Below are 21,947 nucleotides of genomic sequence, written 5' to 3'. Positions count from 1 at the left end.
GAAAATTCCGGCAGTGAGTCTCCATCGAGCTAATAGCGGTTCGGATGGGCTACGAAGATGCGGAGGAGAGCATGATTTTCAAAAAAGGTATCAAAGCGGTGAAAGCCGCGCTTGGCGCGACCGTTGGCCCAGCAGTGGAGGATCTAAAGGCGAAGTTTGCAGCCGGTAGTATTCCGTTGCAGACGGATTTCAGTAATCTAATCGATATTGCGGATTGTGGGCGTAAGTCTGTGGGTCAAAGCCCGGCACAGGATGGGAGTCCCGGGCAAGGTATTGTTCTTGATGCTACGGGGAAAGCCGCTGTCAAAGTAAAAAGTAACGGCGGATTGGCAGTAGACGTCGATGGTGTATTTTTTGATTTCTCATCGGCATTTCGTTCTGGAGCAATAATTTTATTTTATTCTGGAAACGCGATTCCGGATGGTTGGGCCATCTGTGATGGGAATAATAATACGCCAAATCTGGTCGGGCGATTTGTGGTCGGAGATTCTAGCAATTCAGATAGATACAGTATCTCGACATTGCCTGTTGGCGGAGAGCTTATTGGGAGTGCTGGTTCCGTAGTGGAATCAATAGCGATAAATAGTACCGCACTGACAAGAGATCAGTTGCCGGATTTGGAGTTGGATATTATATGCAAATGGGACAATGGGAGGTTGGCCGGCGATGTAGGCGTTGGCTCGTCGGAAAGTGTTATGTTTCATATTCCGACAGTATATTACGATTCGTCTGGGGATACGTTCAAGTGGACTGCGGTTACGCCAACGAATCAGCAACACGGCAATGGACATACTCATTCGGCGACAGCTCAGCCTCATTCTCATGACGTGTCCGTGGCTATGCCTTTTTATTCATTAATTTATATTATGAAATTGTAGCATCTGCCGGGGCTGAAGGTTAGTGTGTGTAAAAAATGCGCAAGTAAATTTGAGGCTGGTGATGTCAAATTCAATTGATAAATGCGTGGAAAATTGTCCGGTAGTGTTGGCGCGTGTACAATTTTCGATTTCTGTCCCGTTTGCGTACGCTCACAATTTAATTGAAAGAAGTTTGTGTTTTTTTCGGAGCGAATTTGGATTTTTATTGTTAAAAGTTATGGGGAATGTATTTGGCGAGTCGGTCATGGTTGAAAAAATCAATAGAATTTTTTTGGATTTGGGAGAGGTTGATCAAGCGAGCTTTGAATTGGATTTGTTGACGCTGCTTGAGAGGCGGTTGGCAGGTGAGATGTGGCGTGAGAATTTTTTTTCTGCTTTTTCGTCAATCGAATGGAATTCGAAAAACTGTAATTTTAAAACTCGGGAAATTGGTGCGGGCGAGGCCGATTTCCCCGTTAAAGACCTGAGTGCGAAAGTTCACTCACAGGTGAACTTTGCCCCGAGCAATACAGAATTAGATCAGCGGGTCTCCGCGAGATTACAGCTAAACGCGCCGGCTTCTCTCTCTATTTTGGCTCGAAGTTGCGTAGAGGAGCGGACTTTGGAGTACTTTTTTAAAATGTTGCAGCCACGAACCCGAAGCGACTTGGTTCGTCGTCTTGTTGAAGGCACGTCCATAGCTTGGGATAGCGAAACTTGTGACAAACAGACAATTTACATCGCGGCACTTCTATATTTTCTGTTGAACTTGCATGAGATTGTCCCGCGGCATGACGCGCGAACTTTGGTTCTGGCGATAAGGCCAACCAAACACGAGCACTGGCTGCTGGCACTATTTGACTGCGATGCAATTCATTCGGCGTCGCCCCCGCTTAAAGAAAGAGTAAAAGGCATTTACCGTCAGCCCGAAGTCAGGAACTGGTTGAAGACGCGATTTTCCGCGGCGGCGTGCCTGCGCCTTGAAAGAGAGTTCGGAATTCCAAAGCTTGAGACGTCGCAGCGCGGTGACGACATCCGCTTTTCAGATGAACTCGTCGACCTGACGAAAGACGCGTTTAGTGTCGACAACGCGGGGACCGTTCTGATTTGGCCCTTGCTCGCCAATATGTTCGGAAAACTTGGTCTGTGGATAGACGGCCATTTCGTTCAGCAGCGGAGCGCAGTAGAGGCTTCCGCATGGTTGAGTCGGATTGCTTCAAGTGACGAAGTCCCATACGTGTACCCGACCGCCTTGTCCAACGTGCTATGCGGCGTATCGCAAGACGCCGACATCCGCTGGCTGACTGCCGACAAAAGCCAACACCAACTGCTCCAGGCCTGGCTAACCGACCTCCCCGCCAAAATCCGCCCTTGGCACCAACTCACCATCGAAGACATCCGCGCACTCTTCATCCGCCGCCCCGGCATCCTCACCGGAACCGAACCCGGCGGCACTTTAGAGCTTGAAGTCGAACCCCACGCAAGCGACGTCTTGCTACAAAACTGGCCATGGCCAATCACCACAGTCCTACTCCCATGGATGGAAAAGCCGCTCACCGTGCAATGGGGCGACTTATAGCATCGCCGTAGCGTCGACCCGCGCTGCAGCGGTCAACCGAGGGCAATCAAATGATGGAATGGCAAACGCATCACGACGACATCCCGCCCGACCCTGCCGAGCAAGCATTGCCGTCCCATCTGCTGCAAGAGATCGAGCGAGTCGATTTATTGCTTCAGGGTTATCTACATCGGCGGAAGCAGGCGATGGGTTCGACACTCGGCGCTTTCCTGTTATCGCCCGAAGAAACGGAGCACCGGATCGCCGACCCGCGCGGCGTCCCACATTGGTGGAACGTGGAGGGAAAAGCGTATCCACTTCCATCCAGCAAGCCAGAGAGCCAGCTAGCCGCGGAGTTCCGGCTAACGGAATTCGAATGGAATGTTCTCTTACTCGGATTGATGGTTCACATCGACAGCCGGTATCACCTGCTATTCTCCGCCATCCAGGATCAGGAAAAACCCGGCTCACTGCCCACGATCGAACTCGCACTCAATCTCTTCTGCGCGACATCGCCGGAAAAACGCGATCAGGAAGGCAGTTTTCTCGGTAATGCGCCGCTGGTGCGCAATGGCTTTATCGACTTTCCGGAAACGTCGTCGTCCGCCGCGCGAGGTTGGAGACAACGTGCCTTCATTGCCGATCGCGGCGTCTACCACTACCTGTTCGATCAATCGTACGCGTGGCCTGACCGTGCAGGCATAACCAGGCTTATCGCAGAACCTTTTGCTTTGCCGACACATGCGGGATTCACGCATACGCTACGGCAGCTGCTTGACCGGGACGGGCCGGACTTCGATCAGGATCAGGGTGAAGACCACGGCCGCGTCCGCGGCGCCAAACCTCTAATCATCCTGCGCGGCGCACAGGCCAGCGGACGCTCACAATTAGTCTGCACCGCCGCCGGACAAACCGGCCGCGAAACCTTCGAACTGGATTGCGCCGCGGTACTCCAACCCGGCGACGCTACCCTAAAAATTCTCCGTCACATCTTCCGCGAAATACGTCTACGCAACGCATGCCTCGTCATGCGCGGTTTCGTCGAAGCGATAGAAGACAATCCGGGCCTGCTGAAGGAAGTCTCGCGGCTCATGAATCAGCCGGGGCTGGATATCGTTTGCCTGATCGAGCCCAGCGTGCCTCTGCCGAGGCTTGCGGATATTCCACAGTTGTTGCTCGATATGCCTGGCACCGATTCGCAGGAAAAAGAACGCCTGCTGCGCGATTGCTTACCACCGGAAACGAACATCGATTGCGAGGCCCTGAGTCGACGCTTCAATTTCGCGGCGCACGATCTTCCGCTGATCCTGCATGAAGCCGACCTATACCGTGAGCAGCGAGATCTCCGCGCCGACCTCGACGAAGACGACCTTCGCAAGGCACTCCGCCTGCGCGCACAACAGAACTTCGGCAAACTCGCCCGCCGCAGTTCTCCAACGAGAACCTTCGACGATCTGGTGGTCGCCGACGCCGTACAGCAGCAACTGACCGAAGTACTCAGCGCCATCAAATATCGCGAACCACTTCTCGAACGTGGATTCGGGGCCAAGGTCGGCTACGGCACAGGCATCAGCGCGCTGTTCTACGGCGACTCGGGCACAGGCAAAACCATGGCGGCCGAGGTCATCGCCGGACAGCTCGGCGTCGATCTGATCAAGATCGATCTTTCCGCCGTGGTCAATAAATACATCGGCGAAACGGAGAAGAATCTCGCGAGTGTCTTCGATCTGGCCGAGCGCGATGCCGGCGTGCTGTTCTTCGACGAAGCCGACGCGCTATTCGGCAAACGTAGCGAGACCAAGGACGCCCAGGATCGTCACGCCAATATTGAAGTGTCTTATCTGTTGCAACGGCTCGAAAGCTATCCGGGACTGGTGATCCTCGCGACCAATAACCGCAGTCATCTGGACGATGCCTTCAATCGCCGCTTCACCTTCATGATCCGCTTCCCGTTTCCGGACGCATCGTTGCGCGAACGGATGTGGCGCTCCATCTGGCCCGCGGGTTTTCAGATCGACGATAGCGTCGATTTCACTCAATTGGCGCAACGCTCCGAACTGACCGGCGCCAACATCCGCAACATCGCCCTATTGGCGGCGTGGCTCGCCGAAGCCGACGGTGCGGGTCACATCCATCTCAGGCACATCGAGTTGGCCTTAAAGCGCGAACTGGCGAAAGTAGGGCGGCTTGTGCTGGAATCTCATTCACGGGAGTCACGACAATGAGTACACCGTTTTCGCCCCCTTACACGATTGTCGACGTCAATACCGCACTGAACGATGCGTTGCGCGCATACATCGACGAAGGCGTCAGCATCAGTTTCAGTCTGCCGGACGAGGACGCATTGCCAACCGAGCCGACGGTCAGCGTGTTTCTCTATGAGATTCACGAAGATCTTCAACTGCGCATGGGTGGGTCCAGAATGTTCGATCCGCAGACATCCCAATTGATGCCGGGATATGTCAACGTCTGCTGCAGCTATCTGATCACCTATTGGGACACCGGCGAAACGGTCAGTCCCGACGGCCCGAGCGCGGCGCCGGATAACCAGGCGATCACGGTAATGAGTCAGGTGGTCGACGCGCTGATCAACAACAGACAGCTCGCGGATTTACCGGATGCCTATACCCGGATGCTTCCACCCCAGGAAGGCTTGAATGGACTGGGTAACTTCTGGCAGTCGCTTGGCAACAAGCCCCGGCTTTCGATCAACTGTTCGGTGACCGTGCCGATTACGCTGACGGACAGGCATGATCTCGCGACACCGGTCAAGACAACCGAGGCCGATGTGGTGCAGATCGCAACGGAAACGCCTTCGTCTTGAAGTCTTGAAGAACAGATTCACACCAACCTGAATGAACCAACCTGAATGCAAGGCGGTCTCTCGCAAGACCGCCTGCCATATTCCTACCAAACACTAAACACTAAACGCTAAAAAACCACCTCAAGCCGGCAGCGCAAAACTCGCGATCGCCTCACGCAACACGCCCACCTGATCCTTCAGCGAATGCGCCGCCGCTGCGGCCTGCTCGACCAGTGCCGCATTCTGCTGCGTCACCTGATCCATCTCGCCCACCGCGCGATTGACCTGTTCGATTCCCGCACTCTGCTCGCGCGACGCACTACTGATCTCTTCGAGAATCTCATTCACGCGCCGCACCGATTGCACGATCTCGCCCATCGTCGAACCGGCATTCGCCACCAGCGATGCGCCCGCTTCCACGGTACCGGTGGAGGTTTCGATCAACGCCTTGATCTCCTTGGCCGCCGTTGCCGAGCGCTGCGCAAGACTGCGCACCTCGGCGGCGACGACCGCGAAACCGCGGCCCTGCTCGCCCGCGCGAGCCGCTTCCACGGCAGCGTTCAGCGCCAGAATGTTGGTCTGGAACGCGATCCCGTCGATCACGCCGATGATGTCGCCGATCTGCCGCGAGCTGCTGGTGATCTCGCCCATCGTGCGGACCACATCGTCGACCACCTGGCTGCCGCGCGTCGCGACATCGGCGGCCTGGCCGGCGAGTTGCGCGGCTTGCAGTGCGCTGTCGGCATTCTGCTTCACGTTGACCGTCATCTGGTCCATGCTCGATGCGGTTTCGACCAGCGCCGCAGCCTGTTCTTCGGTACGTTGCGACAGATCGGTATTGCCTGCTGCAATTTCGGTCGCGCCGATGTTGATGTTCTCCGTGCCGAGCCGCACGCGCGAAACCGTATCGACGAGCGCGGCCTGCATCGTCTGCAACGCATGCAACAGGCTGCCGGCGTGGCTCGCGTCGACCGGCACGCGTGTCGCGAGATTACCGTGCGCCATCTGCTGCGCGTGTTCGACCGCCACTTCGAGATCGCCGCCGAGCGTGCGCCGAATGCTGCGCAACACCAGCATCATGACGACGGTCGCCAGTGCGCCGAGCGTCACGGTGATCGCGAGCCAGCGCAGCAGGCTCGCGTAGAACGCACTCTGCACGTCGTCCATGTACATACCGGTGACGATGTACCAGTCCCACGGCGCGAAATGCGACGAGTAGCTGGTCTTCGGGACTGGCTTCTCGCTGCCGGGCTTGGACCACAGATAGTCGACGAAACCGCCGCCGTCGTGATTCCCCGCGTTGACGATATCGACGAACAGATGGTTGCCGGCCGGATCGGTGAACTGCGCCATGTTCTTGCCGTTCAGTTCCTTCTTGATCGGATGCATCAGCATCACCGGCTGCGAATCGTTGACGGAGATATAGCCGTCCTTGCCGTAACGCATCGCCGCGAGCGTGTCGAGCGCCTGCTTCTTCGCGTCGTCCTCGCTGAGCGTATGTTGTTGCGCCAGCGTGTAATAACGGGTCACGACATGATTGGCCTGATCGATCAACGAGGTCAGTTGATCGCGGCGATCGGAGATCATCGATGCACGGTTTTGCCATGCGCCGAAGCCGCCGATCAGGATCAAACCGATCCAGAGGACGGCGACCATCGAGGCCAGTTTTTTGTTCAAGGTCATAGCAGGGGCTTGCAAAGTGGTCGGTCAGATGGGGTTCGCTGATGGGCTTCAGCGAGTCGCTTGTCGCTGACTGTGTTTACGGCTTGTCGGGTTCGAGCCCGCAGGGAGGGGAAACCCGCTGTGACGCGATTTCATTTGTCTTACCAAAGCGCCATTTCTCTGTCAGCGACGTATTGCTTATACGCGGATTACCGGATTTATTTTTTGATTGAAATCGGCTGAACGGACTTTGCTTAAATCGGGTGGCGAATTACGCGCAACGAAAATCCGTCGAATTAAAAACGTCAAAATCACACACAATGCCAACAAACGACAATCCCCCGCACAGCCTTGTCTGACGGGGCGCAATCACAAAAATTGACACAATTTTCCACTTAATGGCAAGTAGTCGGCGCAATCGCCTTCAAAAAGACGAATTTATTAAAATTCCGCTATAGTCGCCATTTTCCAGCCGCCAGCCGGGCAAAAAAGAGCGCGGATTCGGTCCGCCGCCTAGCCCCGCTGCCAGGAATCAAGAGTCAGCAAGAGTCAGGAATCAGGAGTCCACTCATATGAACGCCCGCGAACCCGCTTTCGTCCCCGCTACCCGCAGCGCACGTCTGCGCCAGATGCTCGTCAGCAACGAACTCGAATTCTTGATGGAAGCCCATAACGGGCTGTCCGCGCGTATCGTCCGCGAGGCCGGTTTCAAGGCGATCTGGGGTTCGGGCCTCTCGATCTCCGCGCAATTCGGCGTGCGCGACAACAACGAGGCAAGCTGGACCCAGGTGGTCGACAACCTCGAATTCATGGCCGATGCCAGCGACCTGCCGATCCTGCTCGACGGCGACACCGGTTACGGCAACTTCAACAACGTGCGCCGTCTCGTGCGCAAGCTCGAACAACGCGGCATTGCGGGCGTCTGTATCGAAGACAAGCAGTTTCCGAAGACCAACAGTTTCATCAACGGCGAAGCGCAACCGCTTGCCGATATCGATGAATTCTGCGGCAAGATCAAGGCCGGCAAGGACTCGCAGTCGGACGAAAATTTCTCGATCGTCGCGCGCGTCGAAGCGTTGATCGCGGGCTGGGGCATGGACGAAGCGCTGCGCCGCGCGGAAGCGTATCGCCAGGCCGGCGCGGACGCGATCCTGATTCACAGCAAGCTGTCGCGCCCCGACGAAATTCTCGAATTCGCGCGCGAATGGGCGGGCCGCGGTCCGCTCGTGATCGTGCCGACCAAGTACTACAGCACGCCGACCGAAGTGTTCCGCGAAGCGGGCATCAGCACGGTGATCTGGGCGAACCATCTGATCCGCGCGGCAACCGCGGCGATGCAGGCGGTCGCCAAGGAAATTCATTCGAGCGAAACGCTCGTCAACGTCGAAGACAGCATTGCCGCCGTCAACGAAATCTTCCGTCTGCAGGATGCCGACGAATACTCGGAAGCCGAAGACCGCTATCTGTCGAGCGCGGCGGCCGGTTCGGCGATCGTGCTCGCGGCGAGCCGCGGCAAGGGCCTCGAAGCCGTCACCGAAGACCGTCCGAAGGTGATGCTGCCGATCGCCGGCAAGCCGCTGTTGCGCTGGCTCGTCGACGCGTTCAAGAAGCAGAACGTCAACGACATCACGGTGGTCGGCGGTTATCGCGCCGATGCGATCGACAAGGCCGGCATCAAGCTGGTCGTCAACGAACAGCACGCGCAAACCGGCGAGCTTGCGTCGCTGGTCTGCGCGACCGGCAAGCTGAATGGCGACACGGTGATCTCGTACGGCGACCTGCTGTTCCGCAGCTACATCCTGCGCGATCTGGTGGAGAGCGAGGCGGACTTCAGCGTGGTGGTCGATTCGTCGCTGACCGATGCGGAGAACGCCAGCGTGCGCGATTTCGCGTGGTGCTCGGCGGGCGACGACCGTGGGCTGTTCGGCAACAAGGTGACGTTGCGTCACGTGTCGAGCGGTCAGGACGTTTCGTCGGCGATCGCGTCGCAAACGCCGCATGGCCGCTGGGTCGGTCTGCTGAACGTGCGTGAAGCGGGACGCGAGCGTCTGCAGACGGTGTTGAGCCAGTTGCAGGCGCGTCCGGATTTTGCGTCGCTCGATATGCCCGCGCTGCTGAACGCGCTGATCGAAGCGGGCGAATCGATCGAAGTGCAATACGTGCATGGCCATTGGCGTGGCGTGAACGACCTCGAGGACTTCCGTCGCGCCGGCGATTTCGCGCACGCGCAAGCGCCGTTCGCGGCAGCGGATACCGCGAGCGGAGCCGCGCAATGATCGAGGCGGCACAGTTCGTCGAAGCGGCGCGCGAGCGTGGCTTCGATTGGTATGCGGGCGTACCGTGTTCGTATCTGACGCCGTTCATCAACTACGTGCTGCAGGACGAGTCGCTGCATTACGTGTCGGCGGCCAACGAAGGCGACGCGGTCGCGTTGATCGCGGGTGTCACGCTCGGCGCGCGGAAGGGCCGGCGCGGCATCACGATGATGCAGAACTCCGGGCTCGGCAATGCCGTGAGTCCGCTGACCTCGTTGACCTGGACGTTCCGTCTGCCGCAATTGCTGATCGTCACGTGGCGCGGCCAGCCCGGCGTCGCCGACGAACCGCAGCATGCGCTGATGGGTCCGGTCACGCCGCAGATGCTGGAAACGATGGAGATTCCCTGGGAGACGTTCCCGACCGAGGCCGGCGCGATCGGCCCGGCGCTGGATCGCGCGATCGCGCATATGGATCAAACCGGCCGCCCGTACGCGCTGGTGATGCAGAAGGGCAGCGTCGCGCCGTACGAGTTGAAGGACAGCGGCGCGGCCGCGCGTCGCGTGCCGGTGCAGGCACGCTCGCAGTTCCGCAACGTCGCCGCGAACGAACTGCCGTCGCGTCACGACGCGTTGCGCAAAGTGATTGCCCGCACACCGCTCGACTCGACCGTTGTGCTCGCATCGACCGGTTTCTGTGGACGCGAGCTTTACGCGATCGACGATCGTCCGAATCAGTTGTACATGGTCGGTTCGATGGGTTGCGTGACGCCGTTCGCGCTGGGTCTCGCGTTGTCGCGTCCGGACCTGCACGTCGTCGCGCTCGATGGCGACGGCGCCGCGTTGATGCGCATGGGCGCATTCGCGACGCTCGGCGCGTACGGTCCCGCGAATCTCACGCACGTGCTGCTCGATAACGGCGCGCACGATTCGACCGGCGGTCAGGCGACGGTCTCGTCGCAGGTGTCGTTCGCGACGGTGGCGGCGGCGTGCGGTTACGCGTCGGCAGTGGAAAGCGACGATGCCGGCGTGCTCGACGAACTGTTCGACGCCGCGCCGCTCGACGGTCCGCGTTTCGCGCGTCTCGCGATCCGGCGCGGCACGCCCGACGGTCTGCCGCGTCCCACCATCACGCCGCCCGATGTGAAGACGCGACTGATGCGCCACATCGGCGCGGCCTGACCGGTTTCACTCTCAACGTATCAACGTACTCGAAGGAGCGCCCATGCTGCTGCTCAATCCCGGCCCGGTGACGCTCACCGAACGCGTCCGTAACAGCTTGTTGCAGACGGATCTGTGCCATCGCGAAAGCGAGTTTTTCGACTTGCAGGAAGAGGCGCGCACGCGTCTGGTCGATCTGTATGCGCTCGACGCGAACGAGTGGCAGGCGGTGCTGATGACCGGTTCCGGCACGGCCGCCGTCGAAAGCATGACGGCCGCGCTGGTGCCGCAGAACGGCAAACTGCTGGTGGTGGAAAACGGCGTGTACGGCGAGCGTATTTCGCAGATCGCGACGCAATACGGCATTGCGCACGAGTCGCTGAAACACGACTGGATGCAGGCGCCGGATCTCGCGAAGATCGCCGAACGGCTCGATGCCGACAAGGCGTTCACGCACGTCGCCGTGATTCATCACGAGACGACCACCGGCCGCCTGAACGATCTCGCCGCGCTCGGCGCGCTGTGCCGCGAACGCGGACTGCGTCTGCTGGTGGACGGCGTCAGCAGCTTCGGCGCGGAAGCGATCGATTTCGCCGACAGCAGTCTCGACGCGGTCGCCGCGACCGCCAACAAATGCCTGCATGGCGTGCCGGGCGCGTCGTTCGTGCTGGTGCGGCGCGCGGCGCTGGCGCAGGCGGCGAGCCGCACGTACTACCTCGACCTCGGGCGTCTCGCGCGTTTGCAGGATCAGCGCAATACGCCGTTCACGCCGTCCGTGCATGCGTATTACGCGCTCGTCGAAGCGCTGCGCGAACTCGCCGACGAAGGCGGTTGGCGCGCGCGTCATGCGCGTTATGCGGCGCTCGCCGAGCAGGCTCGCGCGGGGCTGGCCGAGCGTGGGATGGACACCGTGTTGCCGCCGCAGCAGTCGTCGGTGGTGTTGCGTGCGTATCGCTTGCCGCAGGGGATCGCGTATCCCGAGTTGCATGACGCGTTGAAGGCGCGCGGCTTCGTCATCTATGCCGGGCAGGGCGGGCTGTCGGCCGAACTGTTCCGGATCTCGACGATGGGCAATATTCACGCGCCCGATATCGAGCGTCTGTTGCAGAGCTTCAGCGAACTGATGCGCTAATGCGTTGAGATGATGGATGTGCCGGTGCGGTTCGAGATCGCCGCGCCGGCGCCAAGCCTGATGTGGGTACGCTGAGCTGCGGAGCGTAAGCGCAGCGGTGTAGAACCTCACACCGGGTCTTTATCCGGCGGTCCCTCTGGCCGCTGCGGCTCCTCGGTGTGATGACCCGGCGATGGCGGCACCAGCGGGTCCGCTTCAGGATCGCGATTCGGGTCCGCGTTGGGATCGGGAATCGGGTTGGTATGCATGTCGTAGCTCATGGATGTCGACCTCGTTGCTGAACGGCAGGGGTGGTATCGCAATCTATACCCCACGCCGATGGTTTCGCTTCGTCATTGTCTTCTGCCATTCTCTCCAGGACCTCTTCGAAACTTTTTCGGGTCCGCGCTTTTCAGCCTCCGCGCTTCCCGCGCGCTCCGCGCCTCCCTATCTTTTTGCCCGACGTCCCACGCTGAGTTGCCAATAGCGTTCGACCGCGAACACATCGTCGTAATTGCCCGCGCCGAAGGCCTGCAACTGGCTTTGATACGCGTCGACCGCTTCCCGCTTGAGTTGCGCGCGGCGCTGGGCGTCGATCGTATGGCCCGCGCTCGGCTGGGCCGGCGTCGCGACGACGCCGCGCTGCACGAGATCGGCGAGACGCGCCTGCACGACGCCGGGCGTGCGCCGGTGGATCGCTTCCTCGTAACCGAACCATTGCAGATGCGACAGACGCGGCAGGATTTCGCAGCAGGCCTCGAAGACCCGCACGTGATCGTCGTGATGCAGACCGAGCGGCATCAGCAAGGTGTTCGCGGTGGTGCGGTAGATGGTCTCTTCGAGTGCCGCCGCCAGTTTGCCGATCGACGGCGAATCGCGGTACTGGCCGTCGCGGAACGGCATGCGTAGCGGAATCGCGTCGAGTACTTCGAGCGCGCGGTTGTCTTCGAGCGTGCGTGCATGCATGGCCTGAAACGCGCCGGCGAAACCCGATCGCTCATCCCATTCGGTCTGCATTTCCTGTTCGGGCGGAGCGGCGAAGACCGTGCAGATCGCCGTGTCGGGATGCGCGGCGAGAAGTTCGCCGCAACTGAACACGGCGTCGTCGAAGTGGGGCGAGACGATGAACAGGCGTGGGCTGGTTTCGCTCATGGGACGTGGCGTGGTTGCGGGGGCGCCGATCAGGTTCCGGGCGGCGGCGCGGCGCGGGCATCGCGGCGTCTCATCAGCTTAGGCGGAATCGGCGCGGCTTGCGCGGCCGTTGTTGACGGCGCAAGCGGCATGCCTGGCGTATCGGATGTTCTTCTGTATAGAATTGATTCTTGCGTCACGCTAGATGTATAAGCACTCACATGAGCACCTTAAAACCGGATAAGCAATCACTTGTGAGCGCTAAGTCATCCAAAAACTCTGTTTCAGCACCTGTCCTTCGGGTGCTCCAGAAGCTGGGCGCCGATCTTTCGCTAGCACGCCGACGGCGCCGCCTGACTCAGGCGTCGTTGGCCGAACGTATGCAGACGTCTGTTTCCACGCTGCGTCGCATGGAACACGGAGATGGGCGCGTGCCGATCGGGGTCTTTGCTATGGCGCTGCAGGTGTTCGGCGAACTGGACAAGATCGGCACGTTGCTCGATACGTCGCAAGACGACATCGGCCTCACGCTGATGAACCAGCAATTACCGCAGCGTGTCCGCAAGAAGCGCGTTGCACCGGAATCGGGAGCGTTATGAAACGTGTCGTAGCGCAGGTGCTGACCGGCATGCCGTCGATACCGTTTTGCATCCCTCAAAGCTTCCCCAAATCCTCCGGCGTATCCACATCGCGCAAAATCCCCGCGTCGTCCACATCAAGCCGCGTCACCTCGTGCGACATGAACAGCGCACGCGCGCCGGCATCGCCGTCGAGCGCGAGCAGCGCGTCGCGATGCGCGATGCCGAACCCGACGGGATGCCCGCGCTGCCCCTGATAAAACGGCGCGACCAGCGACGCGCCGCCGTCGAGCGAGCGCGCGACCGCTTCGATGGTCGCGGTGTCGATGCGCGGCATGTCCGCCAGCGCGACGATCCAGCCTTCGGCATCGCCGCTCGCGTCGATGGCAGCCGCGAGGCTCGCGCCCATGCCGCGTTCGGCGGCGGACGCGAACACCACGTGGCAGCCGGCATCGTTCAGCAGCCGCGCAAGCGCGTCCGAGCCGGGCCGCACCACCGCCAGCACATGCGATGTCACCCGCAGCAACCGGTGCGCGGCCTCATGCGCGACCGGCGTGCCGTCAGGCATGCGCGCGAGCAGTTTGTTGTGCAGCCCCTCGGGATCGAAGCGGGAACCGAAGCCGGCGGCGAGCAGAATGCCGGTAGCGAGCGAGGCGTAGGCCATGGGGCGGGCACCGGTGGAGGAAAGGATGAGTCCGATTGTGCGATGCAACGCATGCACAGGCAAGCGCCAATCCATGCGATTGGCGCTTGCCGTCTAACATTGCACGGCTTGGGTCGGGCGGGGACGGCGAAACGCCCGCGCATGCCGCGCGTGGCGCTCACACCTGCATGGGCCCCATCACCTTATCCAGCGTAATGGGTAGATCGCGCACCCGGATACCCGTGGCGTGATACACCGCATTCGCGATCGCCGCCGGCACGCCCGTAATGCCGATCTCGCCGATCCCGCGCACGCCGAGCGAATTGATATGCGGATCGGGCCGGTCGAGAAAGGTGATATCGAGCGAATCGATGTCCGCGTTCACGGGGACGTGATACTCGGCGAGATTGGCGTTGGTGAAGCGCCCGTAACGCGTGTCGAGCAGCGTCTCTTCCTGCAGCGCCGCGCCGATGCCCCACACGATCCCGCCCATCAACTGGCTGCGCGCGGTCTTCAGGTTCAGCACGCGGCCCACGTCGTACACGGCCACCACGCGCGGCACGCGGATCGTGCCGAGATCGGCATCCACATGCACCTCCACGAACACCGCGCCGAACGAGTGGAACGAGTACTTCTGCTTCTCGTCGCCGGGCTTGACCGTCGAGGTCGCCTCGACCGGCTTGCCGCCCGAGCGCGCGATGATCGCCGCCGCCGGATCGCGCTTGCTGGGTTGCGAGCGGCTCGTCACCCAGCCGTTGACCACCGTGATGTCCTCCAGCGGGATGCCGAACACCGGCGATGCCTCGTCCGCCAGCGCCAGCGCGATCAACTGGCTGCGCGCCTGGTTCGCCGCGTCGCGCACGGCGGGCGACACGCTGGCCGCCGATTGCGAGCCGCCCGAGCCCGGCGCCTTCGGCAGCGACGAATCACCGAGCGCGAAGTGAATGTTCTCGGGCGCGAAGCCGAGCGCATCGGCGGCGACCTGGGTCATCACCGTGTAGGTGCCGGTGCCGAGATCCTGCGTGCCCGACGCGACCATCGCCGTGCCGTCCGGCAGGATGCGCGCGATGGCCGCCGCCTCGCTGCGATTGGCCGGGTACGTCGCGCTCGCCATGCCGAGGCCGATCAGCGTATTGCCGTCGCGCATCGAACGCGGCGCCGGCGTGCGCCGCGACCAGCCGAATTTTTGCGCGCCGATCTGATAGCACTCGCGCAACGACTTGCCGGACCATGGCTTGTTCTCCTGCGGATCGAGCTCCGCGTAATTCTTCAGACGCAGCGCGAGCGGGTCCATGCGCAACGCGACCGCCAGTTCGTCCATTGCCGATTCGAGGCCGAACGAGCCGGTGGTTTCGCCAGGCGCGCGCATGAAGGTCGGCGTGCCGAGATTGAGCGGCACGATCCGGTGCGTCGTGACCTGATTCGGCACCGCGTACAGCATGCGCGTGACCATGCAGCAGGTCTCGGTCCAGTCTTCGATCACGGAGGTATTCGACATGCTGTCGTGACGCATCGCGGTCAGCGTGCCGTCGTGGCGCGCGGCCAGCACGAAGCGCTGTTCGGTATGCGGCCGCGCGCCGACCGGGCCGAACATCTGCGGCCGTTCGAGCGCAAGCCGCACCGGCCGGCCGGTTTGCCGCGCCGCCATCGCGCACAGCGACACATGCGACCACGACGAGCCCTTGCAACCGAACCCGCCGCCGATGAACGGCGAAATCACGCGCACGTCGCCGGGCGCGAGGCCGAAAGTCTTGGCGACCGCCGTGGCCGCGCCGCTCACGCCCTGCGTCGAGTCGTACAGCGTGAGTTGCGGACCGTCCCAACGCGCCATCGTCGCGTGCGGTTCCATCGGATTGTGATGTTCGATCGGCGTGGTGTAGGTCGCGTCGACCTGCACGGGGCCGCTCTGCATGCCGTCGTCGAAACTGCCGCGCTGCGTGTCGGTCTGGCGGCCCTGCGGGCTGATCGGTGCGTGCGCTGTCGGCTTCGCCTGCGTGAAATCCACCGTCGCGGCGCTCGCCCGGTACGCGATGCGCAACTGGCGCGCCGCATCGGTCGCGTGTTCGAGCGTGTCGGCGACCACCACCGCGACCGGTTCGTTGCTGTAGTGCACCTCGTTGTCCTGCAGCAGCGACAGGCGCCGGCCCGCCGGCGGCGCGAGCGCGGGCCGGCCGCCGTTCGGCAGGCGCGGCGCGTTCTGGTAGGTCATCACCAGCAGCACGCCGGGCAGCGACTGCGCGCGGCTCGCGTCGATCGAGGCAATCGTGCCGCGCGCGATCGTGCTGGTGACGAGCACGGCGTGCGCGAGCCGGGCCTCGGGAAATTCGGCGGCATAGCGTGCTTCGCCGGTGACTTTGAGCAGACCGTCGATACGGTCGACCGGCTGTCCGATCAGATTCATGCGACACCTCCCGCGCGCCCGGCGGCCTGATTCACTGCACGCACGATCGCGCGTTGCGCGAGCTGCACCTTGTAGCGATTGTCGCGTTGCGGACGCGCGTCGCTCAATGCCGCGGCCGCCGCGTCGCGCAACGTGGCCTGCGTGAGCGTCTGCCCCGCGAGCATCTGTTCGGCCACGCTTGCGCGCCACGGTTTATGCGCGACGCCGCCCAGCGCGATACGCGCGGCGCCGATGCGCTCGCCGTCCATCTGCAACGCTGCCGCCACCGACACCAGCGCGAACGCGTAGCTGGCGCGGTCACGCACCTTCAGGTAATGCGCGTTGGTGCTGAAGCGCGGCGGCGGCAGATCGACCGCCGTGATCAGTTCACCGGGCTGCAGGGTCGTATCGACGTCGGGCCGGTCACCGGGCAGGCGGTGAAATTCCGCGAACGGAATGCTGCGTTCGCCGCCGGGCCCGCTCACGCGCACCACGGCATCGAGCGCCGCCAGCGCCACACTCATATCCGACGGATTCACGGCGATGCACTGCTGACTCGCGCCGAGAATCGCATGGGTGCGGTTCAGGCCGTCGAGCGCCGCGCAGCCGCTGCCGGGCATGCGCTTGTTGCATTGGGTGAACGCGGTGTCGTAGAAATAGCCGCAGCGGGTCCGCTGCAACAGATTGCCACCCACAGTCGCCATATTGCGCAGTTGCGCCGACGCCCCCGCGAGCAACGCTTGCGACAGCAGCGGATATTGCTCGCGCACCAGGGCGTGATTGGCCGCATCGCTATTGCGCATCAGCGCGCCGATGCGGATGCCGCCGTCGGCTTGCGTGGTAATGCTGTCGAGCCCGCCGATGTGCGTGATATCGATCAGCCGTAGCGGCCGTGCGACGCCGCCTTTCATCAGGTCGAGCAGATTGGTGCCGCCGCCGATGAATACCGCGCCCGGCTGCTGCGCCGCGCGCACTGCACCGGCGACGTCGCCGGCGCGTTCGTATGAGATCGCATCCATGCTGGTCGCTCCGTCAGGCGTGGCGGTGGGTGGGTGAGTGGTCTTCTGGCGCCGGGTGGGCGACGCTGGCCGCCGCAATCGAAGCCGTATCCGCTGAAACCGCAACCGTAACCGCGACCGCTGCGGCCGCCGCATTGGCACTCTGGCCCACCGTGCCGTTCTGTACCGCGTGCACGGCGGCGACGATGTTCACGTACGCACCGCAGCGGCAGATGTTGCCGCTCATGCGCTCGCGGATCTCGGCGTCGGAGAGTTGCGCGGGACGGCTGCGCACGTCGGCGGTGACCGCGCTCGCCGTGCCGTTGCGGAATTCGTTCAGCAGGGCAGTCGCGGAGCACAACTGCCCGGGCGTACAGTAGCCGCACTGAAACGCGTCGTGCTCGATGAACGCGCGTTGCATCGGGCTCAGCATGTCGTTGCTGGCGAGCCCCTCGACCGTCGTGATCTGTGCGCCCTCGTGCATCACCGCGAGCGTCAGACAGGCGTTGATGCGGCGTCCGTCGACAAGGACGGTGCACGCGCCGCATTGCCCGCGATCGCAGCCTTTCTTCGTGCCCATCAGGCCCGCGTATTCGCGCAGCGCGTCGAGCAGGGTGACGCGCGGTTCGAGTTGCAGCGTGTAGGCGCGGCCATTCACGGTCAGCGTGACCGGACGTGGCGGCACCGCTTGCCGCGTTTGCACGGGCGGCGCGGCAGGTGTCTGGGTCTGCGCGCGCAGATGCGGGGTGGCGCCGAGCGCCGCCACCGCGCCGGCCGACTGCAGAAAGCGGCGCCGCGACGGATGCTCGGGATGTTCGGGCGTGGAGGTGGACGCGTCGCTCGAATCGGGACGTTCGGTATGCGTGGACATGACGTTCTGTTGACTCCATTGAAAGGTCAATGCAGGCTGGCGAAGCGTCGAGATCCGAAGCGTCGCGCTCCAACGGATTTCACACAGCAATTTGGATGCCGTTGTGGCTACAACGTTATTCAAAAAGTACGCGAACGGCAAAGCGAATCTTGGCGGCGTTAACCTGGCGCTGACTTGATGATGCGCTGGCGAGGCGGCCGGGGTCCGTGGCATCGAACGCCGGGGCGAGTCTGTCCGGCATGCCTATCGGTTCGCACAGTACAGTTTTGCGGATTCGGCTTTGAATCGGCGGGTATGGACTGTGCTGATTCGGGGCGAGTCGACGGAGGCAGCGTGTAAGCCTGGGGAAAAGCGCTTGTCAAAGGAGGGTTCATGCAGTTCGATTACCGGCATTTCCATATCGACTGCCGCGCGCGGCACGCGGAGGACGGCCTCTTTTACGCAAGGGCGAAGATCACGCGTGCGCCGCGCAGAAGCGAACATGCGCAGTCGCACGACTCCGGTGACATCGACGGGTTCGCGAGCGAGGGCGATGCCATTGCGTGTGCGATGTCGTGGGCGGTCGAGTGGTGCGATTCGAGTTTGAATGGCCCTGCGCCGAAGGGATAAATTCGGCGAGGGCCGGGTCACGTCGGTCGCCTGGCGACTCGCGTTCTGTGACGATGCGATTTCTTAACGACGCGAATCGCGATCGGACCCGCCATGCGCCCACAATGCGCCGGCGACGAAGCCGGCCAGCGCGACGACCGCCATCGCCGTGAACGGACTTTCCGCCGTGGTCTCGCGCACGAGGCTGGTGGTGTTCGCGCAAAGCTGCTGCGCCTTGCCGGTGAGTTCGCGCGCCTTGCCGGCCAGTTGCGTGCCGGTGTCGCCCAGCACGTCACCGACCGCGCCCTGAACCTTGCCCGCGACTTCGTTGACCGCGCCTTCTGCCGCGGTCGCTGCCGAATTGGTGTCCATACGTATTTGCTCCCGTTGTCATATTTACGCGCGATGCGTTTGCCGAGGCAACGCCGTCACGCAGGCTTTCGCGCGAACCGTCCCGCGATGGGCGGCGCGCGTCCACCTGGTGGGGCGCAAGAAGCGAGCCTGGGAATTGGGGACGTGGAGCGTGCGTGGAGTTGCGCGCGTCAGAGAGTCATGGCGTCGAGGCGTCATGGCGTCGAGGCGGCGTCGGATTCGAGACACACCTGAATGCATGTCTCGAACCTCGATGCCCATCTCAGCGCCTTCGCCGCGAATTGATGCCGGCGAACACCGCCATCAGCATCAGGAAGCCGCCGAACAGTAGCGCGGAATTGAGCGCCGCATGCGCGACGCCGAGACGGTCGACGTTGAGAAAGTAGTACGGGTAGAAAGCGGACAGACTGCCGCGCAGAAACGTCACCGCGAGATAGGCGAGCGGATACACCAGCCATAGCAGGCAATGCCGCCATTTCAACTGGAAGCGCGGCACGAACAGGATCCAGTAGAGCGCGCAGAGCATCGGCAGGATGCTGTGCAGCGATTCGTTGAGCAGCATCCGGAAGCCGGTCGGCGTCCACCAGCCGCGCAGCAGCACGTTGTACGCAATGCCGACGAACACCATGTAGCCGACCACGGCGGTGATCACGGTCGGCTGCCGGAAGAAGCGCGCGAGCGGCGAACCGCGCGTGCGCAGCGCCACGCAGGTAAAACAGACCGCGCAGGCGAGCACCGTCAGATTCGTGAGATAGCTGCTCATCCGGGCCAGCCCGTCGAGCACGCTCAGACCGCGCGCGAGTGTGCGGTACAACGTCGCTTCGGCGAGCGCGACAATCGCGATCCACGCGATGAACGCAATGATCGCCGCTAACGTCACCGACGAAACACTGGGCGTATGCAGCGGAAGATCGGGCTCCCGTTGCGAATGAAGAGCAGGGCGCATGCGATCGATTTTATACGCGCCACCGTGGCCGCGAAGTGTGCGTTATCGATCGCTCGCCCTCAAGTCGCGGCATACGCGACCCCTGCCGGTATTACGGCGTGCTATGCGAGCCGGTCACCGGTTGCAGACGCTGCACGACCGCCGGAATCGCCGAACTCGCCGGCGTCGCTTCGTCGATCGAGGTGCGGCCGCCGTCGTGGAAGAACGCCAGTTCCGCCGCCTTGTTCAGCACCAGAATGCTGATGCGCCGGTTGGTCGGCTCATCAGCGACCTGGCTGTTCAGCGGCAGCACGTCCGCGAGACCGCGCACCTGCAGCAGCTTCTCGCCGTGCATGCCGCCCGCCACCAGCGCGCGGCGCGCGGCGTTCGCGCGTTCGGACGACAGCTCCCAGTTCGAATAGCCTTCCGGTCCGGCGGTGTACGGCACCGCATCGGTATGACCGGCAATCGAAATGCGATTGTCGACGTCGTTCAGCGCCGCGCCGATCTGCGTGAGAATCGTCACGGCGTAGGGCTGCAGCTTCGAACTGCCGGACGCGAACATCGGCCGGTTCTGCGAATCGACGATCTCGATGCGCAGCCCTTCGTTGGTGATCGAAATACGGATCTGATCCTTGAAGGCCTTCAACGTCGGGCTCTGTTCGATCAGCGCGGTGAGCTTCGCCTTCAGTTGTTCGAGACGGGCCGCGTCCGCGGGCGCCACGGTCGGCGCGACAGTGGCGGGCGGCGTCGGCTGCGTCTGGGTTTTCTTGCCGTCGCCCGGACGCGTGTCGGAAATGTCGCGGCCGCCGCCTTGCACCACGCTCGGCCGCGCCGCCGCGCTGCCTTCGTTGCCGCCGAGCAGGCTCGACAGCGGCGTGTTGAAGTAATCTTCGATGCCCTGCTTGTCGTATTTGGAGGTGGAGCCGAGCAGCCACATCAGCAGGAAGAACGCCATCATCGCCGTGACGAAGTCGGCATACGCGATCTTCCAGGCGCCTCCGTGATGCGCGCCGTGATCGTCGCCCTTGCGCGAGCGGCGCACGATGACCGGCGCAGGCGTCTCCACCTGTTGCGACGCGCGCGATCTTCTTTCGCTCATGATGCCGCTCCGCGTCAGGTGGCCGATGCCGGCTTCGGCATCTTGGTGGCGCGCACGGCGTCGTCGAGTTCCTGGAAGCTCGGACGATCCGCGGTGAACAGCACCTTGCGGCCGAACTCGACGGCGATCGGCGGCGCGTAGCCGGACAGCGACGCGAGCAGCACCGCCTTCACGCATTGATACGGCTTCGCTTCGGCGCGGCCCTTCGCGTTCAGCAGATCGGCGACCGGGCCGATGAAACCGTACGCGAGCAGAATGCCGAGGAAGGTGCCGACCAGCGCGCCGGCGATCATCTCGCCGAGCACGGCGGGCGGCGCGCCGACCGAACCCATCGTGTGGACCACACCCATCACCGCGGCGACGATACCGAAGGCAGGCAGGCCGTCGGCCATCTTCTGGATCGCGTTGGCCGCGACCGAGCTTTCCGCGTGATGCGTGGCCAGCTCTTCATCCATCAGGTCCTGCACTTCGAGCACGTTGACGTTGCCGCCGGACATCATGCGCAGATAGTCGACGATGAAGTCGAGCAGATGATGATCCTCCAGCACGTGCGAGTACTTCTGGAAGATCACGCTTTCCTCGGGGGCGGCGACGTCGGCTTCGAGCGACATCATCCCTTCCTTGCGGGCCTTCTGCAGCAGCTCGTACAGCAACGCGATCAGTTCGAGATATTTCTCTTTCGTGTAGCCGCCGCCCTTGAAGCAGGAGGGCAGCGCCTTGATGGTTTTCTTCAGTGTCGAGGTCGGGTTGCTCACCACGAACGCACCGATTGCCGCGCCGAAAATACACAGCAGTTCGAACGGCTGTACGAGTGCCGGCAGATGCCCACCCACGCCGACGAAACTGCCGATCACGGAACCCAGGACCAGCACCCAGCCGATTGCAACAAACATACTTTCTCCGATGGTTTCGCGTGCCGCGGAGCGAACACACTCGCTCAGAACAGGCCCTAT

At 62.3% G+C, this 21,947-nt stretch carries 20 protein-coding genes; 9 read left to right on the top strand and 11 right to left on the bottom strand.

Features of this window, described 5'->3' with window-relative positions; all coding sequences use genetic code 11:
• The first annotated feature begins 71 nt into the window (after positions 1 to 71).
• The 4 genes from LFL96_RS23210 (at position 72) to LFL96_RS23195 (ending at position 5,239) form a co-directional block, all read left to right on the top strand.
• On the top strand, positions 72 to 878 hold the full coding sequence (locus LFL96_RS23210) for a hypothetical protein (protein WP_281003042.1): 807 nt from the start codon (positions 72 to 74) through the stop codon (positions 876 to 878).
• A gap of 61 nt (positions 879 to 939) precedes the next feature.
• Positions 940 to 2,436: a contractile injection system tape measure protein gene (locus LFL96_RS23205; RefSeq protein WP_281003041.1), complete on the top strand. Its 1,497-nt coding sequence runs from the start codon at positions 940 to 942 to the stop codon at positions 2,434 to 2,436.
• A 50-nt stretch (positions 2,437 to 2,486) separates the two neighbouring features.
• Complete coding sequence (locus tag LFL96_RS23200; protein ID WP_281003040.1) at positions 2,487 to 4,640, top strand: AAA family ATPase; 2,154 nt, start codon at positions 2,487 to 2,489, stop codon at positions 4,638 to 4,640.
• Entirely contained in the window at positions 4,637 to 5,239 is a 603-nt protein-coding gene (locus tag LFL96_RS23195; protein ID WP_281003039.1) for a DUF4255 domain-containing protein, read from the top strand. The genes LFL96_RS23200 and LFL96_RS23195 overlap by 4 nt, the downstream gene beginning before the upstream one ends.
• A gap of 120 nt (positions 5,240 to 5,359) precedes the next feature.
• On the opposite strand, the gene LFL96_RS23190 is transcribed toward LFL96_RS23195, so the two are convergent.
• Complete coding sequence (locus LFL96_RS23190; protein WP_281003038.1) at positions 5,360 to 6,901, bottom strand: methyl-accepting chemotaxis protein; 1,542 nt, start codon at positions 6,899 to 6,901, stop codon at positions 5,360 to 5,362.
• A gap of 551 nt (positions 6,902 to 7,452) precedes the next feature.
• Between LFL96_RS23190 and aepX the strand changes: the two genes are divergently transcribed.
• From aepX to LFL96_RS23175, 3 genes are read left to right on the top strand one after another with little or no spacing between them, the layout of a single operon-like run.
• On the top strand, positions 7,453 to 9,156 hold the full coding sequence (aepX, locus tag LFL96_RS23185) for a phosphoenolpyruvate mutase (RefSeq protein ID WP_281003037.1): 1,704 nt from the start codon (positions 7,453 to 7,455) through the stop codon (positions 9,154 to 9,156).
• Entirely contained in the window at positions 9,153 to 10,316 is a 1,164-nt protein-coding gene (gene aepY, locus LFL96_RS23180; protein WP_281003036.1) for a phosphonopyruvate decarboxylase, read from the top strand. Before aepX ends, aepY begins: the two co-directional genes overlap by 4 nt.
• A 43-nt stretch (positions 10,317 to 10,359) precedes the next feature.
• Positions 10,360 to 11,427, top strand: a complete 1,068-nt coding sequence (locus tag LFL96_RS23175) for a 2-aminoethylphosphonate aminotransferase (protein WP_281003035.1) — start codon at positions 10,360 to 10,362, stop codon at positions 11,425 to 11,427.
• Positions 11,428 to 11,534: 107 nt separating this feature from the next.
• Here the strand turns inward: LFL96_RS23175 and LFL96_RS23170 are convergent, their stop codons facing one another.
• Positions 11,535 to 11,687, bottom strand: a complete 153-nt coding sequence (locus tag LFL96_RS23170) for a hypothetical protein (protein ID WP_281003034.1) — start codon at positions 11,685 to 11,687, stop codon at positions 11,535 to 11,537.
• A gap of 166 nt (positions 11,688 to 11,853) precedes the next feature.
• Positions 11,854 to 12,558: a PIG-L family deacetylase gene (locus tag LFL96_RS23165; RefSeq protein WP_281003033.1), complete on the bottom strand. Its 705-nt coding sequence runs from the start codon at positions 12,556 to 12,558 to the stop codon at positions 11,854 to 11,856.
• A gap of 200 nt (positions 12,559 to 12,758) precedes the next feature.
• Between LFL96_RS23165 and LFL96_RS23160 the strand changes: the two genes are divergently transcribed.
• A complete protein-coding gene (locus LFL96_RS23160) occupies positions 12,759 to 13,136 on the top strand; it encodes a helix-turn-helix transcriptional regulator (protein ID WP_281003032.1) in 378 nt (125 codons plus the stop codon).
• A 55-nt stretch (positions 13,137 to 13,191) separates the two neighbouring features.
• Here LFL96_RS23160 and LFL96_RS23155 read toward each other — a convergent pair whose 3' ends face one another.
• The 4 genes from LFL96_RS23155 to LFL96_RS23140 all read right to left on the bottom strand — a co-directional run bounded on the left by LFL96_RS23155 (position 13,192) and on the right by LFL96_RS23140 (position 18,007).
• Complete coding sequence (locus LFL96_RS23155) at positions 13,192 to 13,779, bottom strand: nucleotidyltransferase family protein (protein WP_281003031.1); 588 nt, start codon at positions 13,777 to 13,779, stop codon at positions 13,192 to 13,194.
• A gap of 157 nt (positions 13,780 to 13,936) precedes the next feature.
• Positions 13,937 to 16,159 (bottom strand): xanthine dehydrogenase family protein molybdopterin-binding subunit, encoded by a 2,223-nt coding sequence (locus LFL96_RS23150; RefSeq protein WP_281003030.1) that lies wholly within the window; start codon positions 16,157 to 16,159, stop codon positions 13,937 to 13,939.
• Positions 16,156 to 17,157 carry a xanthine dehydrogenase family protein subunit M gene (locus LFL96_RS23145; RefSeq protein ID WP_281003029.1) on the bottom strand — a complete coding sequence of 334 codons (1,002 nt, stop codon included), beginning with the start codon at positions 17,155 to 17,157 and terminating at the stop codon, positions 16,156 to 16,158. The genes LFL96_RS23150 and LFL96_RS23145 overlap by 4 nt, the downstream gene beginning before the upstream one ends.
• Positions 17,158 to 17,170: 13 nt before the next feature.
• Positions 17,171 to 18,007, bottom strand: coding sequence for a 2Fe-2S iron-sulfur cluster-binding protein (locus LFL96_RS23140; protein WP_281003028.1), 837 nt, complete (start codon positions 18,005 to 18,007; stop codon positions 17,171 to 17,173).
• 372 nt (positions 18,008 to 18,379) lie between these two features.
• Between LFL96_RS23140 and LFL96_RS23135 the strand changes: the two genes are divergently transcribed.
• The gene (locus tag LFL96_RS23135) at positions 18,380 to 18,616 is read left to right on the top strand and encodes a hypothetical protein (protein WP_281003027.1); all 237 of its coding nucleotides are present in this window, start codon (positions 18,380 to 18,382) and stop codon (positions 18,614 to 18,616) included.
• 63 nt (positions 18,617 to 18,679) lie between these two features.
• On the opposite strand, the gene LFL96_RS23130 is transcribed toward LFL96_RS23135, so the two are convergent.
• From LFL96_RS23130 to motA, 4 genes are all read right to left on the bottom strand, one after another.
• On the bottom strand, positions 18,680 to 18,967 hold the full coding sequence (locus LFL96_RS23130) for a CsbD family protein (protein WP_281003026.1): 288 nt from the start codon (positions 18,965 to 18,967) through the stop codon (positions 18,680 to 18,682).
• Between the two features lie 262 nt (positions 18,968 to 19,229).
• Complete coding sequence (locus tag LFL96_RS23125) at positions 19,230 to 19,913, bottom strand: Pr6Pr family membrane protein (protein ID WP_281003025.1); 684 nt, start codon at positions 19,911 to 19,913, stop codon at positions 19,230 to 19,232.
• A gap of 91 nt (positions 19,914 to 20,004) precedes the next feature.
• Complete coding sequence (motB, locus tag LFL96_RS23120) at positions 20,005 to 20,994, bottom strand: flagellar motor protein MotB (RefSeq protein ID WP_281003024.1); 990 nt, start codon at positions 20,992 to 20,994, stop codon at positions 20,005 to 20,007.
• Positions 20,995 to 21,008: 14 nt separating this feature from the next.
• The gene (gene motA, locus LFL96_RS23115) at positions 21,009 to 21,887 is read right to left on the bottom strand and encodes a flagellar motor stator protein MotA (RefSeq protein WP_281003023.1); all 879 of its coding nucleotides are present in this window, start codon (positions 21,885 to 21,887) and stop codon (positions 21,009 to 21,011) included.
• Positions 21,888 to 21,947 lie beyond the last annotated feature (60 nt).

Origin of the sequence: Paraburkholderia sp. D15 (assembly GCF_029910215.1) — a bacterium.
Lineage (GTDB): Bacteria > Pseudomonadota > Gammaproteobacteria > Burkholderiales > Burkholderiaceae > Paraburkholderia.
Note: the sequence above shows the minus strand (reverse complement) of the source record. Positions and strands in the feature narration are given on the sequence as shown.

Coding starts and splice junctions, on each gene's coding strand:
- motB (WP_281003024.1), bottom strand. CDS start 20,994: ATGAGCGAAAGAAGATCGCGCGCGTCGCAACAGGTGGAGACGCCTGCG.
- LFL96_RS23145 (WP_281003029.1), bottom strand. CDS start 17,157: ATGGATGCGATCTCATACGAACGCGCCGGCGACGTCGCCGGTGCAGTG.
- LFL96_RS23165 (WP_281003033.1), bottom strand. CDS start 12,558: ATGAGCGAAACCAGCCCACGCCTGTTCATCGTCTCGCCCCACTTCGAC.
- LFL96_RS23200 (WP_281003040.1), top strand. CDS start 2,487: ATGATGGAATGGCAAACGCATCACGACGACATCCCGCCCGACCCTGCC.
- LFL96_RS23130 (WP_281003026.1), bottom strand. CDS start 18,967: ATGGACACCAATTCGGCAGCGACCGCGGCAGAAGGCGCGGTCAACGAA.
- aepX (WP_281003037.1), top strand. CDS start 7,453: ATGAACGCCCGCGAACCCGCTTTCGTCCCCGCTACCCGCAGCGCACGT.
- LFL96_RS23125 (WP_281003025.1), bottom strand. CDS start 19,913: ATGCGCCCTGCTCTTCATTCGCAACGGGAGCCCGATCTTCCGCTGCAT.
- LFL96_RS23210 (WP_281003042.1), top strand. CDS start 72: ATGATTTTCAAAAAAGGTATCAAAGCGGTGAAAGCCGCGCTTGGCGCG.
- LFL96_RS23195 (WP_281003039.1), top strand. CDS start 4,637: ATGAGTACACCGTTTTCGCCCCCTTACACGATTGTCGACGTCAATACC.
- LFL96_RS23150 (WP_281003030.1), bottom strand. CDS start 16,159: ATGAATCTGATCGGACAGCCGGTCGACCGTATCGACGGTCTGCTCAAA.
- motA (WP_281003023.1), bottom strand. CDS start 21,887: ATGTTTGTTGCAATCGGCTGGGTGCTGGTCCTGGGTTCCGTGATCGGC.
- LFL96_RS23205 (WP_281003041.1), top strand. CDS start 940: ATGTCAAATTCAATTGATAAATGCGTGGAAAATTGTCCGGTAGTGTTG.
- aepY (WP_281003036.1), top strand. CDS start 9,153: ATGATCGAGGCGGCACAGTTCGTCGAAGCGGCGCGCGAGCGTGGCTTC.
- LFL96_RS23175 (WP_281003035.1), top strand. CDS start 10,360: ATGCTGCTGCTCAATCCCGGCCCGGTGACGCTCACCGAACGCGTCCGT.
- LFL96_RS23190 (WP_281003038.1), bottom strand. CDS start 6,901: ATGACCTTGAACAAAAAACTGGCCTCGATGGTCGCCGTCCTCTGGATC.
- LFL96_RS23170 (WP_281003034.1), bottom strand. CDS start 11,687: ATGAGCTACGACATGCATACCAACCCGATTCCCGATCCCAACGCGGAC.
- LFL96_RS23140 (WP_281003028.1), bottom strand. CDS start 18,007: ATGTCCACGCATACCGAACGTCCCGATTCGAGCGACGCGTCCACCTCC.
- LFL96_RS23155 (WP_281003031.1), bottom strand. CDS start 13,779: ATGGCCTACGCCTCGCTCGCTACCGGCATTCTGCTCGCCGCCGGCTTC.
- LFL96_RS23160 (WP_281003032.1), top strand. CDS start 12,759: ATGAGCACCTTAAAACCGGATAAGCAATCACTTGTGAGCGCTAAGTCA.
- LFL96_RS23135 (WP_281003027.1), top strand. CDS start 18,380: ATGCAGTTCGATTACCGGCATTTCCATATCGACTGCCGCGCGCGGCAC.